Here is a 16,143-nt window from a genome sequence, read left to right as displayed (position 1 = left end):
GAATTTCTTGTGGCGCAACGATGGAGCGGGAAGATCACCGATCTTGGTTGCGCCTCATCGCCGGTAGTGGGCGCCGGCACAACGGCGATGTGAGGCCGTCGCGGCAGCGCATCCGTGACGAATGCCTCAGCGCGTGACAGCATCTGGTCGTTGGCCCTGGGCCGCGTGGTCGTCGGCGACCGGAACAGGTTGACAACCGCGACCGCGGCAAATTCTTCGGTGGGCGACTCGCCGTAGTTCGGCTACTCTGCCAGCCCGCAGCACTTTACGTCTGGGTCATGTTGCTGACGGTGCGCGGGATTTCGCGCATCGTGACGTGGCTTTTCGTCTTTGCCGCGGGTGCGGAAACCCTGAGTGCACCGATGTTCACGACCGCCGCAACGACGGACGGCGTGAACGCCGCTCAGGGCTACGGCTTTCTGGCGCAGGGGCAGAGTGGCGTATCCGCAGGCCAGCTCTACCGGGTAGAGCGTCCCGAGCGTGCGGTTGGAGTGTCCAACTCGGTGCGAGCTGTATCGCCGTGAACTTGTCCGCCTCCGTGGTTGTCACGCATGATCGCCTGGCAGAAGCTTTTGCGATTCGTTCCGCCGTGTTCATGTCGGAGCAAGAATGTCCTTACGAGGAAGAATTTGATGGCAACGATTTCTGTGCCACTCATATTCTGGGTTTTGTCGAAGGCCGACCGGCCGGGACGATGCGCGTACGCTGGTTCGCGGAGTTCGCAAAGTTTGAACGTGTTTGCGTGCTCCCGCAGTACTGCAATTCTGACGTCGTGAACACGATGATTGAGTTGTCGTTTGATGTGGCGACCCGCAAGGGCTTCACTGCAATCTTCGGCCATGCTCAGGTGCGGCTTGTGCACTTTTGGGAGAAGTTCGGGTTCAAGCCCATGCGGAAAGGGGCCAAACTTGTTTTCTCCGATCATGAATATGTGGAAATGATGTGCGAGAAACGGCCGAGGTCCGACGCCATCACGCTGGCGAGCGACCCCTATCTGTTGTTGCGGCCGGAAGGGGCGTGGGGCGATCCGGGCGTGCTGGAACGGTCCGCGACCCGGCCCGCGACCAATCCGTATTAGCCGCCACCGTGGCGTGTCCCGGGGTCCGCGCGCTAGCGCCGAGCTTTTGCGCGGGGCGAGTCCTCGGATGGAATATATTTACGTGCAACAGAATTGACTATGGCAACGGTCGACGTGGCGCAAGGGATGCCGAAAGGTAGCCGCGAAGGAGCGATTTGGTGATGTTGCCGTGGGCTAGGCGGGGCGGATTTCGACCCCGATGAGTTCGCCGAGATGCGGGGTGGGTCGCTGGCGAAGGCCTCAACCGTCGATGGAGTGTGCCGGCGCGTCAGTCGATCACACCCCTGGCGCACGCGTGGATTCGCTGTACTGAGGTGTCCGAGGGGGGCAAAGTCGATGGTCTGGCCGGGTCATAAGTTGCCCTCCGGTGCGGCACAATTCGCTGTTCCGCTGCAGGCCGGTGACCTGCGGCGGCGGTTGTAGAATGCGGTACCGATAGGTATACAGTATGCGTATATGGGTCGCGGTCGGCCGGCAGCGGTGAGGAGATGCAGATGAGCGCTGCTGATGCGCAAGGCGCAGTCCTCTACGAAGCGACGCCGGGCGGCGTCGCGATCATCACGTTCAATCGGCCCGATCGCCTCAACGCCTGGGGGCCCGACCTTGCCGCCGGGTTCTACACGGCGATCGATCGCGCTGAGGCGGATCCGGGTATCAGGGTCATCGTGCTGACCGGGCGGGGCCGTGGCTTTTGCGCGGGCGCCTATCTTGGGTCGGCGGATGCGGCGGCGGGGTGCGACAAGACGATGGCGAAGGCGAAGGACGCCAACCTGGCCGATCTGGTTGGTGAACGCCCACCCCATTTCGTGACCATGCTGCGCAAACCGGTGATCGCCGCAATCAACGGACCATGTGTGGGCATCGGCCTGACCCAGGCGCTGATGTGTGATGTCCGATTCGCCGCGGCCGGGGCAAAGTTCGCGGCGGTGTTCGCGCGGCGCGGCCTGATCGCAGAGTTCGGTATCTCCTGGATTTTGCCGCGTCTGACCAGCTGGGCGGTCGCGCTCGATCTGTTGTTGAGCGGTCGGACCTTTCTGGCCGGGGAGGCCGCTCAGCTCGGGTTGGTCAAGGAAGTCGTCGCCCCCGAACAGTTGATGCCACGCGCCCTCGAGTACGCCGAAGACATCGCCCGCTACTGTTCACCATCTTCGATGGCGGTGATCAAGCGCCAGGTCTACGGCGACGCCACCCGCGATGTCGTGGAAGCCACCTCACACGCCGAAGTACTGCTGCGTGAAGCGATGCCGAGGCCGGATGTCATCGAGGGAATTGTCAGCTTCCTGGAGAAGCGGCCACCGCAGTTTCCGTCGCTGACCTCATCGGAACGCTGAGCGATTCGGCGTTGCGGGAAGGACGATCATGGACAGCTTGGGTTACAAGGCGATCGACGTCGACAACCACTACTACGAGCCCCTGGACGCCTTCACCCGGCATCTGGACAAGAAGTTCCGCAGACGCGGTGTGCAAATGGTTACCGACGGCCGGCACACCCAGGTGATAATCGGCGACCGGGTCAACCGCTTCATCCCCAACCCGACATTTGACCCGATCATCGTTCCGGGCTGCCTGGACCTGCTGTTCCGCGGCGAGATACCCGACGGCGTAGACCCGGCATCGCTTATGAAGGTCGAGAAGCTGGAACTTCGTCCCGAATACCGGGACCGGGATGCACGCGTCGCCGTCGTCGAAAGCCAGGGCATCGAGACGATCTTCATGTTCCCGACCTTCGGCTGCGGAGTCGAGGAGGCGCTCAAGGCGGACATCGAGGCCACCGCGGCATCGCTGCATGCGTTCAATCTGTGGCTGGACGAGGATTGGGGTTTCGACCGGCCGGACCATCGCATCATCGCGGCACCCATGATCTCGCTGGCCGACCCCGAGAAGGCGCTCCAGGAAGTCGAATTCGTGCTCGAGCGAGGCGCCCGGATGGTGCACGTGCGTCCGGCTCCGGTACCGGGTGTCCCCAGGAACCGGTCGCTCGGTCACAGGTCGCACGACCGGGTCTGGGCTCGGTTGGCCGAGGCCAACGTTCCGGTGGCGTTTCACTTGGGCGACAGTGGCTATCTCGAGATTGCCGGAATGTGGGGAGGCAAGGAAACCTTCGAGCCCTTCGCGGCTCCGCCCGACCCGCTGGACAAGATCCTCGTCGACGACCGCGCCATCCACGACACCATGGCGTCATTGATCGTCCACGGGGTCTTCGATCGTCATCCCACGCTGCGGGTGGCCAGCATCGAGAACGGCTCCGAATGGGTGCACAGGCTGGCCAAGCGTCTGAAGAAACTAGCCAATCAGCACCCGCGCTCGTTCCCCAACGACCCCGTCGATGCGCTGCGCGAGCATGTCTGGATATCGCCCTACTACGAGGAAGATCTCACGGTGCTGGCCGACAGGATCGGGGTCGACCGCATCCTGTTCGGCTCGGACTGGCCACACGGTGAAGGGCTGGAGTCACCGCTGGCGTTCACCGAAGAGCTAACCGGATTCAGCCGGGCAGAGGTGCAAAAGATCATGCGTGACAACGCCTTGGACTTCCTCGGTGTCACGGTGGCGTCGGCCGCCTAGGTTTTCCGGAGTTGTGGCCGTGACCGAATGGACGATCGGCGCCGTGCTGGACGCTATCGCCGAGGTCGTTCCGGATCGCCCGATGACCGTGTGCGGCCCTCGCCGCACCAGCTTCGCCGAGGCGGCGCAACGAACCAGCCGGTTGGCAAGCTACCTCAACAAACAGGGGTTCGGTGCGCACCGCGCACGAGAGACGCTGCAGCGGTGGGAATGCGGTCAGGATCGGGTTGCGCTGATCATGTACAACGACCTCTACCCCGACATGGTGATTGGTTGCTTGAAGGCACGCGTGGTCCCGGTCAACGTCAACCACCACTACTCGCCGCGCGAGATCGCGGAGTTGCTGGACTATGTCCGGCCACGGGGCATCATCTACCATCGCGGGCTGGGGGCGCGGTTCGCTGATCTGCTGCCGGCAGCGGGGGCCGACCTCCTGGTGTCCATCGATGACGGGAGCGGCGCCGCAGAACTTCCCGGTGCGGTCTCACTGGACGAGGTCCTAGGCGCCGGTGCACCCAACTACCGGCCGACTGGATCACCCGACGATCTGATCATGATGTGTACCGGCGGCACGACGGGTCGGCCCAAGGGAGTCCTATGGCGACAGGGCGACATGTACGTGGCGTCGATGGTTGGTGCCGATCACGCCAACGTCGACGAGATCCATCAGAAGGTGCGTCCCGGTGGCTCACCCTGGTTCGCGGTTTCGCCGCTGATGCACGCGGCGGGCCTGTGGACCGCGTTTTCGGGTTTCCTCAGCGGGTTTCCGGTGGTGCTGTATGACGACCGCGCCAAGCTCGATGTCCGGTCGGTGTGGGCAACCGCCGAACGCGAAAAGGTTGGCATGGTCACGATGGTGGGCGATGCCTACGCCGGCCCACTGGTCGCGGAGCTGAGCGCTCACCCCTATGACTTATCTGCCCTGCAAGCGATCGGAACCGGTGGCGCGGCAACAAACCCCAAGTACAAACGCGCACTGATGGAGCGGCTGCCGCACGTCACGATCATCGAAGGCTATGGATCGTCGGAAACCGGCAATATGGCGTTCGGACACAGCCGCAATGGCATGGCGAGTGAGACCTTCGCGATGAGGTTAGGCGGAGCGGTCGCTTCGGCTGATCGCAGCAGCTTCCTGCGGCCCGGCACGGCTGAGATTGGCTGGGCGGCCCGAATGGGCCGCATCCCGCTCGGGTACTTCAACGATCCAGAGGCGACCCGACGGACGTTCCCCGAGATCGAGGGCCATCGTGTCGTGATTCCCGGGGACCGGGCCACCATCGAGAACGATGGCACCATCCGACTTTTGGGGCGGGATTCGTTGGTGGTCAATACCGGTGGTGAGAAGGTCTTCGTCGAAGAGGTCGAGGAAGTCCTGCGTGGGCATCCCGACATCGCGGATGCGTTGGTCGTTGGGCGCGCCAGCCAGCGGTGGGGGCAGGAAGTGGTCGCGCTCGTCGCGGCGCGCCCCGGGGTGGATCTGGTCGGCGACGAGCGGGCGCTCTATGCCCTGTGCACTTCGAAGCTGGCCCACTTCAAAGCGCCCAAGGCCTTCATCTTAGTGTCGCACATTCAGCGTCTCGGCAATGGTAAGCCGAACTATCGCTGGGCCAAACAAGCCGCGGCCCAGCAGCTTCCGGTGGGGGGATCCGCATGACTGACAAGGCGATCGACTGCCTGGTGAACGTGCACTTCGGCGAAGCCGAGGCGCAGCCGAACTGGATGCTGAAGGTCCGCGACGACTACTTCAAAGGCCCCGACTCGATGTTCGCGCCGGTTGATCTGGCCCAGCTCCTCGACGAGATGGACGAACAAGGGGTACAACGAGCGATCGTGATGGACTCGTTGGCCATTCCCTCGATCACCGCACGCAAGTTTGTGCAAGCCAAGCCCGACCGCTTTGCCCTGGCCATGGGAGGCATCAATCTGCTGCGCCCGGTGCGGCCGCTACGGGAACTCACCGCGATCGTTGGGGAACTACCAGTCGCCTATGCCGTGGTGGGGCCTAGCTTTTGGGGCGACGGACAATACCCGCCCAGCGACGCCGTCTACTACCCGCTCTACGCCAAGTGCGCGGAACTCGAGCTAGCGCTGTGCATCAACACCGGGATCCCCGGGCCGCCCATCCCGGGCGAGGTGCAGCATCCCATGCATCTTGACCGGGTGTGCGTGCGATTCCCTGAGCTTCGGCTGTGCATGATCCACGGTGCCGATCCTTGGTGGGACGTGGCAATCCGGCTGCTGCTCAAGTACTCCAACTTGCGGCTGATGACGTCGGCTTGGTCGCCTAAGCGGCTGCCGGAAAGCCTGCTGCACTACATGCGGACGCGAGGCAAGAACAAGGTGATCTTCGCCTCCGACTGGCCGGTGCTACGGATGCGCAGGGTGGTGCCCGAGGCGCGCGCGCTCGATCTGCCCGCCGACGTGTTGGCCAACTACCTCTACAACAACGCGCAAGAATTTTTCTTCGGGGAGGAGAGCGGGCGATGAACCGTTTCGAACTGCGCAGGTTGGACTACAGCTTGTCCGAGGACCACTTGGCGCTGCAATCGGCCTACCGGCAGTTTCTTGCGACCCATTGTCCGATTGAAACCGTGCGTGCCGCAGAGCCTTCCGGGTTCGACAAGAACCTATGGGAGCGGCTGTGCGCGATGGGCGCTACCACGATGGCGGTCCCCGAGTCCGCGGGCGGTGACGGTGCGACCCTGGTCGACCTCACTTTGGTCGCCGAGGAGATCGGTCGTGCACTGGCCCCGGTGCCATGGATTGACCATGTCTGCGCGGCCCGACTGCTAGCCCGCCTTGGGACGCCGGATGCCGAGACCGCGGCCGTGACCGAAGGCAAACGGGTTGCCGGACTCGACGCCCGGATCGACAGCGGGTACGGCACCCGGCTGATCCCGACGGGCTCGATAGCCGACCACATCGTCGTTCACGACGGCGACGCGATTGTGCTGCTCTCCTTCAGCAGTCGGCCGGCGCGGGTCGACAACATCGGCCGATTGCCCATGGCATGGATAGATCCCGGAACAGCCGATCTGCGCAGGGTACTCGCGCAGGGGCCCGATGCCCTCGCCAATTACCAACGTGCGCTGGATGAATGGCGACTATTGAGCGCCGCCGCCCTGGTGGGATTGGTCGAGGCGACGATGGACATTGCGGCAGAGTTCGCCAAGACCCGCTACACGCTGGGAGTGCCGATATCGACATTGCAGGCCATCTCACATCCTCTGGCGAATATGGCCATCACGGTGCAGGGGGGCCGCAACCTGGCTCGGCGCGCGGCCTGGTTCTTGGACAACGAACCCGAAGCGCGGCCGGAGTTGGGGCTCTCGGCGTTCGTCTTCATGGCCGAAGAGGCCGCGAAGGCCGCCACCATGGCGGTGCACATCCAAGGCGGCCTGGGTGTTTCGGCGGAGGCCGCTGCGACCGCATATCTGGTACGGGCCAGGGGATGGGCACTGGCCGGTGGTGATCCGGGCGTCACCGCCCGCCGAATCGCCGAGATCGTGGCCGGCCGCGAGAGTTCGGAACAGACCGCGGGAGTCTAGGACAGGAGTGGGCGATGGATTTCTCCCGAGTGCAGATTTCAGACGCGGACCGCGAGTTTCGGGAAACGGCGCGTAGCTTCCTGGCCACCCATGTCACCGAGGAGGTTCGCCGGCACGATCGTGAGACCGGCGACAACTTCCATGAAGGTCTGCATCTGGCGTTGGGCGCCGCAGGCTACTTGGCAGCGGAGTGGAAACCAGAGGCCGACGGCGGCTTCAGCCGGGTGCGGCGGCGCATCTGGGAGCTGGAAAAGCGGCGTGCCCACGTGCCGTGGGTGACTTGGGGGACCACCGCCATGGTGGCGCGCTCGGTCGCGAAGTTCGGTTCGCCCGAGCTTGTCGAAGAGGTGTTCCCCGGTGTCTTCAGCGGCCACGTCCGCATGTGTCTGGGGTACACCGAGCCCGAGGGCGGCTCGGACGTGGCGACCTGCAAGACCCGGGCGCTGCGCGACGGAGACTGCTGGCTGATCAACGGATCGAAAATGTTCACCACTGGTGCGCACAACTGCCAGTACGTATTCCTGATCACCAATACCGACCCGCAGGCGCGAAAACATAAGAGTCTCACGATGTTTCTGGTTCCGCTGGACTCTGCCGGCATCGAGATTCAGGGTATCCGGACCGTCGACGGTGACCGAACCAATATCGTCTACTACAGCGACGTCCGGATAGACGACAAATATCGGCTCGGTGCGGTGAATGGCGGATGGACGGTTCTGCGTGAGCCGCTCAACGTCGAGCACGGCGCGGTTGCGGCGGCTCCCGATGGGCTGCAGGACACCTCGATCATGATGCACCAGGCCGGGTCCATGGCCGAAGCGGTCGACCGGGCCGCAAGCTGCGTGATGCGGCCAGACCCCGATGGACGCCGCCCCATCGACGACACTTCGGTGGCGTATCGGTTGGGGCGCAGTGTCGCCCGGATGGAGGCCGCACTGTCCGCCCCGAGCATTTTTGGCCGGGTCGCGATTGCCCAGACGATGCGCGACATTTCACCGGATCTGATGGACATTCTCGGCAGCGCCGCCGCACTACCGTTCGGGACCGATGGTGCGGTCGATGACGGCGGCGCCGAATACGTCTACCGTTTCGCCCCACTGGTCGGCATTTACGGCGGCACGCTCGAGGTGTTCCGCAACATGATCGCCCAGCACGTCCTGGGGCTCGGCAAACCGAGTTACCCGCACCGAACGTGAACAGGCTGCGATGGTAGCCGGTTATGAAATGACACCGGATCGCTTGAGCTGATCGATGCGGTCCCAATCCATACCCAGCTCGAGCAGCACGGTTTCGGTGTGTTCGCCGGGCTGTGGGGCCCGGGTTGTGGTCAGCGGTTCGTGGTTGAACTGGACCGGGCCGCGTACCACCCGAAACGGTGGGCCGCCCGCACCGAGGTCGACCTCGGCCACCATGTCATTGGCCAGGGCCTGCTCGTCGTCGGCCAATTCGATGAGGCTCTGGAAGAGCGCCCACTGGCCTTTCATCGTTTTCAACCGCTGTCGCCAGTATTCGAAAGGCCTAGCGGCAACCGCTCTAGCGATCAATGCTCCGGCCGCATCGGCATTGCGTAGCAATTGCTCGGCTTCGCCAAACCGCGGGTCGTCAGCGGCCTCGGGGATTCCCAGATGCTCAAAGGTGTCGCGTATGTAGCCGGTCGGGCTGAGGATGCAGAGGTTGATGGTGCCGCCGTCGGAGGTTTGATAGTTGCCCATGAACGGGTTCATCGGCATGCCGCCGGATTGCGGCATGCGCGAACGCATCGTCTCACCGGTGTCCATGCCTTGAGTCACGCTTGCACCCGCCGCCCACCACGCGGTGCTCAGCAAGGACACATCGACCTCCAGCGCTTCCCCGGTGCGCTCCCGATGCAACAGGGCGGCCGAGATGCCGCCCGCGATGTTCATCCCGCCGATGGAGTCACCGAAGGCCGGAATTCCTTGTGCCAATGGAGCACCCAATTCGGGAGGGGTCAGCGCATGTCCCACGCCGCTGCGGGTCCAGAACGCTGTCCCGTCATAGCCCCCGACATCGCGCTCGGCGCCCTTGTCGCCATAAGCGGTGCCGCGCGCGTAAATGATGTCTGGGTTCGCGCCGCGGACGTGTTCCACGTCAAACTTGTTCTTCTGCCGCGCGCTGGGCAAGTAGTTGGTCAAGAACACGTCGGCAGTGCGGGCCAGTTCGTGCAGCACGTCTTGGCCATCGGAGGTGGCGAGGTCGATGCCGACACTGCGTTTGCCCCGGTTGGGGTGCTCGATCAGCGGGTGCCGCTCGGGATCGAGTGCGATGCCCCCCCACGTTGAGAATGCCACGCTGGGTGTCGCCGCGTCTCGGGTGTTCGACCTTGATGACGTCTGCTCCCCAGTCGGCGAGGATCGCGCCCGCCGCTGGGACGAACGTGAACTGCGCTACCTCGAGGACCGGGTAGCCGGCCATGACCTTGATCAAGTCGGCACGGCTTCGAACGTCACCGGAAGGGCTGTCGGCGAACGGAAGGGCTGGCCGTGGATGTGCGGATCATCAGCTGTGGCCAGATCGATGTTGGTCAACCGATCCAGCAGGCATTCGAGCGCGACTCGAGTCTCCAGCCGGGCCAAGTGAAGACCCAAGCAGGTGTGCTCGCCGGCGGCGAAGGAGATGTGCGGGATGCGCTCGCGGAAAATGTCGAACACTTCTGGCCGTTGCCAGCGGTGCTCATCGCGATTGGCCGAACCCATGCACACCCCGATCACCGAACGGGCCGGAATTGGAACGCCTTGCACTTCGGTGTCTTTGGTGGTGAATCGCTGCACGGTGGTCAGCGGCGTCTCGAAGCGCAGGCCTTCCTCGATCGCTTGCGGGATGAGTTCACGGTGCGCCCGCACGGCCATGAACTGGTCTGGATGGGCGAGCAGCAGGTAGAGCAGGTTGCCCGAGGATCGGTAGGTGGTTTCCAGCCCGGCGGGCAATAGCAGACGCAGAAACGAGTAGATCGCTTCCTCGCTGAGCTTTTCGCCGTCGATCTCTGCGGTGACCAAGTCGCCGATGATGTCCTCGCTGGGTTTGGACCTACGTCTGTCAATCTGCTCGAGAAAGTACTCCTTGAGCGCGGTTGAGGCTTCGAAGGCGAGTTGATAGTTGACGGTATAGCTGATCAACTGCACCGCTCGCTGGTGAAACATCGCGAGGTCCTCGTCGGGCAGTCCGAGCAGCCTGGCGATGACCCGGGTCGGGAACTCGAAGGTGAAATCTCCGACTAGCTCGGCCCTACCGGCATCAATGAAATCGTCGATCAACGCGTTGCAGATCGGCCGGATGACGGCTGGCTCCCAGCGAGCCAGCGCTTTGGATTTGAACGCGGCTGAGACCAGGTTGCGATGGTCGCGGTGCTGCTTGCCCTCCATCGCCAGGATGGTGGGCCCCATGAATAGACCGATCGTTTTGTCATAGGTCTTGGAGGTGAACGCCCGACTGTCGCGAAAGACCGTGTTGACCGCGGCAAACGACATCGCCGAGAACTCGCGTTGCGGCCGCAAGGACTCGGGCGTCTTGGAGTAGTCCATCACCGTGCCTGGAAATACGCCGCCGCGTCGACGCTGTTGGGCAAAAAAGGGGTAGGGGTTGCGCGGATTGACAGCTTGGTCGCCGGTGCCGACGACGGAGTGAACCGGGCTTGTCACCTGATCTCCAGCATTCTCCAGCGGCGCAGTACCTGTTGGAGATCGTACTGTAATTATTACAGTAGGCAATATGGCTGGCTAGTCGTCAGCCGCCTGCTCCTTTGCCCATCGGTAGTCGGCTTTGCCGGACGGACTGCGTTGGATCCCGGCCCGGAACACGATCGCTTTGGGAAGCTTGTACCGCGCCAACGATTTCGCGGCATGCGCGACCAGCTCGTCGGCATCGGCAGCGGCATCGGGGTCGAGCGCGACCACGGCGACGACTTCCTGGCCCCAGCGTTCGCTGGGGCGTCCGGCGACCACCACGTCGGCGACCGCGGGATGGGAAGCGATCGCGGTCTCGACCTCCTCGGCGAAGATCTTCTCGCCACCGGAGTTGATGGTGGCCGAGTCGCGGCCCAGCAACTCGATGCATCCGTCGGCGCGGTGGCGGGCGCGATCCCCGGGCACCGCATAGCGGACGCCGTTGATCACCGGAAATGTCGCGGCGGTTTTGGCGGCATCGCCCTTGTAGCCCAGCGGAACGTACCCGCGCTGGGCCAGCCAGCCGATTCCCTCGTGGCCCGCAGGCAGGATCGCGGAGAAGTCCTCGGCAGCCACGTTGGTATCCGGGCCGGCGTTGAAGGTGCCGGTCGATACCGCACCCGACGCGGAGAGATGGTGCATCTGTGCGCCGGTCTCCGAGGATCCGACTCCATCGATGATGACCGCGTTGGGCAGCGCCTCGATCAACCGTTGCTTCACGTAGGGCGTCAGCAGCGCACCGCCGTTGGCGACCGCGACCAACGACGACACATCCGCGGTGCCCTTCTCGATGGACGCGACCAAGGGCCGCGCTATCGCGTCGCCGACTACGGTCACCACCGAGACGTGCTCCCGCTCGATGGTGCGCACCACGTCCCGTGGGTCCAAATGATCGACAACCGAGGCGAATACGACCGTCTGTCCGGTGGTCAGTGCCGTCATTACCGTCCACTGCGCGGCGCCGTGTATCAACGGCGGCAAGACCAACAGCTTGGTCCCCGGCCCGGCGGTCGTTCGCGCCACGATCTCGTCGACGGAGTTCACTGGCTGGCCGCTGTAGAGGTCGCGGCCGCCGAACGATGTCATGAAGATGTCGTGCTGGCGCCACAACACCCCCTTCGGCATGCCGGTGGTGCCTCCCGTGTAGAGGACATAGAGATCGTCGGGGGAGGGCTGCACCGGTAGCGGTTCGGGTGAGCTGTTGGCGATGATGCTCTCGTAATCCACCGCGCCGTCCAGCAAGCCGTTCCCGGAGTCGTCGGCGATTTGAATCAGGACGCGGAGCCGGGGTAATTCGGGTAGCACTTCGGCGACCCGCGGCGCGAACGTGGCGTGGTAGATCAGCGCGGTGGCGCCCGCATCCGCCAGAAGGTACTGCAGCTCGTTCTTCACGTACCGGAAGTTGACGTTGAACGGAGCGACTCGGGCCGCAAAGCTGCCGAACAGTGCTTCGACGAACTCGTTGCCGTTGTAGGCGTAAATGCCAAGCAGATCCTGTCCCACCTCATGGCCGGCGAGTTCGGATCGCTCGGTGTGACAACCCAGGCCCTGCGAGTGCAGGTATGAGGCCAGGCGGTTCGATCGCTGGTGGATCTGGCGATAGGTGTGGCGGCGGTCGCCTTGGACGATCAGTTCCCGGTCACCGATTGCGGCCGTGACGGCGCTGGCGACAGCGGGCACCGTGAATTGGGTAGTCATGTCGGACCCGGTTTCCTCTCTTGCCGAGCAGACGCGAAATCGCACCCGCAATGCTCGCCTAGTGCGATTTCGCGTCTGCTCGCGCTATCACGGTTGGTGGGGTAGGAGGCGGACCATCAGGGCATCGGCCTCGCTGAGAAGGGTGCCCTCGGCGCTTGTCATGGTGGCGGCGATGAAAATTTTCCTGCCTTCGGTTTTCGTGATCCGCCCGCGCGCGGTCAGGGTCTGCTCGATCGGGGTGATGTTGCGGTAGTCGACGTGCAAGTAGGCGGTGCGGGTAGGAGGGATACCGGCCGTCGATACCACCATCCCGCACAGCCAGTCGTAGCAGAGCGGGATCATCCCGCCGTGCACCGCACTGTTGCCGCCCACATGCGACCGGGTGAAGTGACCGGTCATGGTGACGCCGTCGACTCCGGAACCGGTAACGGTCCAGGGTGGCAGCAAGGGATGGCCCAGGCCGGGGAGATCGATGACGCGGCCGGCGGGCGCCGAAAGCTCGGGCACCTGGTGGCCCTCCAGCGACGCGCAGACGGCGTCGACCTGCTCGGCGGCCGCGGCCCAGGTCGAGCCGTCGGGATTGATGGAGACGGTCAAATCCTGCAGGCGGCGCATCGCGGCGACGAAGCGGCCCAGTTCTGGAGGGCCGTCTAGGGGTTTGACTTCGGGAAAGCCGCCCCGGACTCCGGGCGCCGTGTCGGTCACGGTGCCTCCCCGATCTCGACTAGCTGGTCGCTCGTGGTGATAGTCGCACCCCTCGCCTCGGCCCGGCTGATACTAAGATCGTTACAGTATAGATTTCAGCAGTTCCGCATCGTTCGTCCAGGGGAGCTCTATGGCCCGAAGAGGCCCGGCCGAGCCCGGCGCGGCCCTCGCCGCGCTGGTGGGCGGTACGGGCTCGCATCCGGCGGGCCGTATCGACGGTGCGCCTGCCGCCCCGAAACCGTTGCTGGTGGACCGGGGCGCGTCTGGTGCCGGACTCGGCCTGCAGTTGCGGTCACCGGTGGCGTCGCTTCAGTGCAGGTCTGGGCGCCTGTTGCGCGAGGCGGCCGAGGCTACGGTGTCGCGGTGACCGGGCCAGCCCGCTCGGCGCGCGAAGTCGTGGAGCTCTACAACCTCGTGGTCTGGAACGAGTGCAACCTCGAGCTGGCGGGGGAGTTACTGGCCGACAACGTTATTCGTCATGAAGTCGGCGCGACGCACACGCTGACAAACGCTCAGGCGGTCCAACGAGTGGCAGATGTCTGGAGGCTATTCGACTCCCTGCACTTCGCCCTGCGGGTCGTCATTGCGGGCCAAGACGGGGAACACGTCGCGATCGTCTACGACTCGACGATGACTACCGGCGATGGCCTGCAAACCAATGTCGCCAGCATCGAGGTGTTCCGTGTCGTCGCCGGCCGGATCACCGAGGTATGGAACTGCGGATACCAGCAAGGAGTTTGGAATTGAGCGATCGCACGCTGAACGAACTCGGCTATTACCTGCTGGCCGGGGCCGGGGGAGAAGGACCTGCCACGCTGATGGACGAAGCCCGTCGCGGGGAGGAGCTGGGCTTGGGCACCGCGTTCGTATCGGAACGCTGGAACGTCAAGGAGGCATCCTCGCTCGTCGGGGCCGCTTGCGCGGTGACCAGCCGGATGCAGATCGCCACCGCCGCAACGAATCACAACACCCGCCACCCGCTGGTCACCGCCTCCTGGGCCACCACCATGCACCGGCTCTCCGGTGGCCGGTTCACGTTGGGCATCGGCCGCGGTATTGCCGCGATCTATGGGGCGTTCGGCATCCCCGCGGTCACCACGGCGCAGATGGAAGATTGGGCCCAGGTCATGCGGCGCCTATGGAAAGGCGAGATGATCTTCGATCACGATGGCCCGATGGGCCGGTACCCGGTCCTGTTTCTGGATCCCGATTTCAACGAAGACATTCGGTTGGCATTGGTGGCGTTGGGGCCAAAGTCTCTCGCGCTGGGCGGACGAGTGTTTGACGACGTCATCCTGCACACCTACTTCACCCCGGAAACGTTGCAGCGCTGCGTCAGCATTGTGAAGACCGCGGCGGACAGGGCCGGGCGGGACCCGGCTAGCGTGCGAGTATGGTCGTGCTTCGCCACGGTCGGTGACCACTTGCCCGAACAGTTGCGGCTCAAGAAGACGGTCGCCCGGCTGGCGACCTACCTGCAGGGCTACGGTGATCTTCTGGTGCACACGAACAATTGGGATCCGGCTGTGCTGCAACGATTTCGAGAGGATCCAGTGGTAACATCGGTCCGCGGTGGGATCGACCACAAGGCCACTGCGGAGCAGATCGAGCACATCGCCACCTTGTTGCCAGACGAATGGCTGGAACCGTCGGCCACCGGTTCGGCGCAACAGTGCGTGGATCGCATTCGTGCTGAGTTCGGCTACGGGGCCGACGCGGTGATCATGCACGGTGCCACGCCCGATGAACTGGAGCCCGTCGTCGCGGCCTATCGACAGAAAGCCCAGTAGCGACAACCCCGCGATCCGTGGCCGCGACGTATGATAATGACGATGCGTGGCTGCCGGTCCGGACGAGTCGATGGCTCAACCGTGCGCAATATTCTGAATAGTATTGCAGCCCAATGTGTCTAAGCGATCTCGGATTCCCGTCGACTCCTGGCTGGAGGAAAGATGAGCTGCACTCGGCAACATGTGGTGGTTACCGGCGCATCGTCGGGCATCGGCCGCTCTACCGCACTACGGCTGGCCAGCGCGGGCTGGCACGTATACGCGGGAGTGCGCCGGGTCGCCGATGGTGAGGCATTGCAGGCGGCCAGCTCGGGTGGGCGGCTCAGCCCGCTGTTGATGGATGTCACGGTCGCCGAGCAGATCTATGCCGCGGTCGGGATGGTCGGCGAGCACATCGGCGCCGCGGGTCTAGACGGGTTGGTTGACAACGCCGGGATTGGTGTTGCCTCGCCGGTCGAAATGGTTCCGCTCGACGCGCTGCGACAGCAACTAGAGGTCAACGTGGTGGGTCAGATCGCGGTCACCCAAGCGTTTCTCCCGCTGCTGCGCCGGGCGGCGGGCCGCATCGTGGTCATCGCCTCGATCGGTGATCGGTTCACTCCGCCCTTCGGTGGCCCCCTGGCCGCGTCGAAGGCAGCGATCGCTACCTTGGCCGATGCCCTGCGTCAGGAGGTCGCGCCGTGGGGCATCAAGGTGGTGATGATCGAACCGGCCAGCATCAACTCCGGTGCCGCCGACAAACTCGAACGCGATGCCAAGAAGACAATCGACGAATTCGGTGCCGATGGGGCGCGGCTGTACCGCGACGCGTATCTGGGCATGGTCAAGGCCGCATTGTCTCGGGAGCGACGTGGCAGCCCGCCGACCGTGGTTGCCGATCTGGTGCTCAAGGTGCTGACCATGGCGCGGCCACACGCGCGCAATGTGGTGGGAAAGGACGCCAGGATGTTGGCGACCGTGTCCCGCTGGCTTCCGACCCCGGCTTTGGATGCGCTGCGCCGCAAGGTTTTCGGGCTTCCCAAGCCGGGTTCGCTGGCAATATCCAGGTCCGCGTAAAGAGGAAGGTGGTGGACGCTATG

At 64.2% G+C, this 16,143-nt stretch carries 15 protein-coding genes and 1 pseudogene; 12 read left to right on the top strand and 4 right to left on the bottom strand.

Going from position 1 to position 16,143, the window contains the following annotated elements; genetic code table 11:
• The first annotated feature begins 278 nt into the window (after window positions 1-278).
• The 8 genes from CCUG20998_RS19870 (at window position 279) to CCUG20998_RS19835 (ending at window position 8,387) form a co-directional block, all read left to right on the top strand.
• Entirely contained in the window at window positions 279-524 is a 246-nt protein-coding gene (locus tag CCUG20998_RS19870; RefSeq protein WP_020730103.1) for a hypothetical protein, read from the top strand.
• Window positions 521-1,078: a GNAT family N-acetyltransferase gene (locus CCUG20998_RS19865; protein ID WP_231389745.1), complete on the top strand. Its 558-nt coding sequence runs from the start codon at window positions 521-523 to the stop codon at window positions 1,076-1,078. Before CCUG20998_RS19870 ends, CCUG20998_RS19865 begins: the two co-directional genes overlap by 4 nt.
• 494 nt (window positions 1,079-1,572) lie before the next feature.
• Window positions 1,573-2,409 carry an enoyl-CoA hydratase gene (locus CCUG20998_RS19860; protein ID WP_036456542.1) on the top strand — a complete coding sequence of 279 codons (837 nt, stop codon included), beginning with the start codon at window positions 1,573-1,575 and terminating at the stop codon, window positions 2,407-2,409.
• A 28-nt stretch (window positions 2,410-2,437) separates the two neighbouring features.
• A complete protein-coding gene (locus CCUG20998_RS19855; RefSeq protein WP_020730106.1) occupies window positions 2,438-3,643 on the top strand; it encodes an amidohydrolase family protein in 1,206 nt (401 codons plus the stop codon).
• A 19-nt stretch (window positions 3,644-3,662) separates the two neighbouring features.
• Complete coding sequence (locus CCUG20998_RS19850; RefSeq protein ID WP_020730107.1) at window positions 3,663-5,297, top strand: acyl-CoA synthetase; 1,635 nt, start codon at window positions 3,663-3,665, stop codon at window positions 5,295-5,297.
• Window positions 5,294-6,130 carry an amidohydrolase family protein gene (locus CCUG20998_RS19845; RefSeq protein ID WP_103653955.1) on the top strand — a complete coding sequence of 279 codons (837 nt, stop codon included), beginning with the start codon at window positions 5,294-5,296 and terminating at the stop codon, window positions 6,128-6,130. Before CCUG20998_RS19850 ends, CCUG20998_RS19845 begins: the two co-directional genes overlap by 4 nt.
• The gene (locus tag CCUG20998_RS19840) at window positions 6,127-7,191 is read left to right on the top strand and encodes an acyl-CoA dehydrogenase family protein (RefSeq protein WP_020730109.1); all 1,065 of its coding nucleotides are present in this window, start codon (window positions 6,127-6,129) and stop codon (window positions 7,189-7,191) included. Before CCUG20998_RS19845 ends, CCUG20998_RS19840 begins: the two co-directional genes overlap by 4 nt.
• A gap of 14 nt (window positions 7,192-7,205) precedes the next feature.
• Complete coding sequence (locus tag CCUG20998_RS19835; RefSeq protein WP_020730110.1) at window positions 7,206-8,387, top strand: acyl-CoA dehydrogenase family protein; 1,182 nt, start codon at window positions 7,206-7,208, stop codon at window positions 8,385-8,387.
• Between the two features lie 21 nt (window positions 8,388-8,408).
• Here CCUG20998_RS19835 and CCUG20998_RS19830 read toward each other — a convergent pair.
• From CCUG20998_RS19830 to CCUG20998_RS19815, 4 genes and pseudogenes are all read right to left on the bottom strand, one after another.
• Window positions 8,409-9,636: pseudogene (locus CCUG20998_RS19830) on the bottom strand (CaiB/BaiF CoA transferase family protein).
• Window positions 9,633-10,847: a cytochrome P450 gene (locus tag CCUG20998_RS19825; protein WP_020730112.1), complete on the bottom strand. Its 1,215-nt coding sequence runs from the start codon at window positions 10,845-10,847 to the stop codon at window positions 9,633-9,635. Before CCUG20998_RS19825 ends, CCUG20998_RS19830 begins: the two are co-directional and overlap by 4 nt.
• Window positions 10,848-10,925: 78 nt before the next feature.
• The gene (locus tag CCUG20998_RS19820) at window positions 10,926-12,569 is read right to left on the bottom strand and encodes an acyl-CoA synthetase (protein ID WP_020730113.1); all 1,644 of its coding nucleotides are present in this window, start codon (window positions 12,567-12,569) and stop codon (window positions 10,926-10,928) included.
• Window positions 12,570-12,656: 87 nt separating this feature from the next.
• A complete protein-coding gene (locus CCUG20998_RS19815; protein ID WP_020730114.1) occupies window positions 12,657-13,274 on the bottom strand; it encodes a PaaI family thioesterase in 618 nt (205 codons plus the stop codon).
• Between the two features lie 130 nt (window positions 13,275-13,404).
• On the opposite strand from CCUG20998_RS19815, the gene CCUG20998_RS19810 reads away from it, so the two are divergent.
• The 4 genes from CCUG20998_RS19810 to CCUG20998_RS19795 all read left to right on the top strand — a co-directional run bounded on the left by CCUG20998_RS19810 (window position 13,405) and on the right by CCUG20998_RS19795 (window position 16,120).
• On the top strand, window positions 13,405-13,641 hold the full coding sequence (locus CCUG20998_RS19810) for a hypothetical protein (RefSeq protein WP_020730115.1): 237 nt from the start codon (window positions 13,405-13,407) through the stop codon (window positions 13,639-13,641).
• Window positions 13,638-14,021 (top strand): ester cyclase, encoded by a 384-nt coding sequence (locus CCUG20998_RS19805; protein ID WP_020730116.1) that lies wholly within the window; start codon window positions 13,638-13,640, stop codon window positions 14,019-14,021. The genes CCUG20998_RS19810 and CCUG20998_RS19805 overlap by 4 nt, the downstream gene beginning before the upstream one ends.
• Window positions 14,018-15,064 (top strand): TIGR03857 family LLM class F420-dependent oxidoreductase, encoded by a 1,047-nt coding sequence (locus CCUG20998_RS19800; protein WP_020730117.1) that lies wholly within the window; start codon window positions 14,018-14,020, stop codon window positions 15,062-15,064. The genes CCUG20998_RS19805 and CCUG20998_RS19800 overlap by 4 nt, the downstream gene beginning before the upstream one ends.
• A gap of 162 nt (window positions 15,065-15,226) precedes the next feature.
• Window positions 15,227-16,120 carry an SDR family NAD(P)-dependent oxidoreductase gene (locus CCUG20998_RS19795; RefSeq protein WP_036456217.1) on the top strand — a complete coding sequence of 298 codons (894 nt, stop codon included), beginning with the start codon at window positions 15,227-15,229 and terminating at the stop codon, window positions 16,118-16,120.
• The last annotated feature ends 23 nt before the right edge of the window (window positions 16,121-16,143 follow it).

The sequence above is a fragment of the Mycobacterium marinum genome, assembly GCF_003391395.1.
GTDB classification, from domain to species: domain Bacteria; phylum Actinomycetota; class Actinomycetes; order Mycobacteriales; family Mycobacteriaceae; genus Mycobacterium; species Mycobacterium marinum.
Note: the sequence above shows the minus strand (reverse complement) of the source record. Positions and strands in the feature narration are given on the sequence as shown.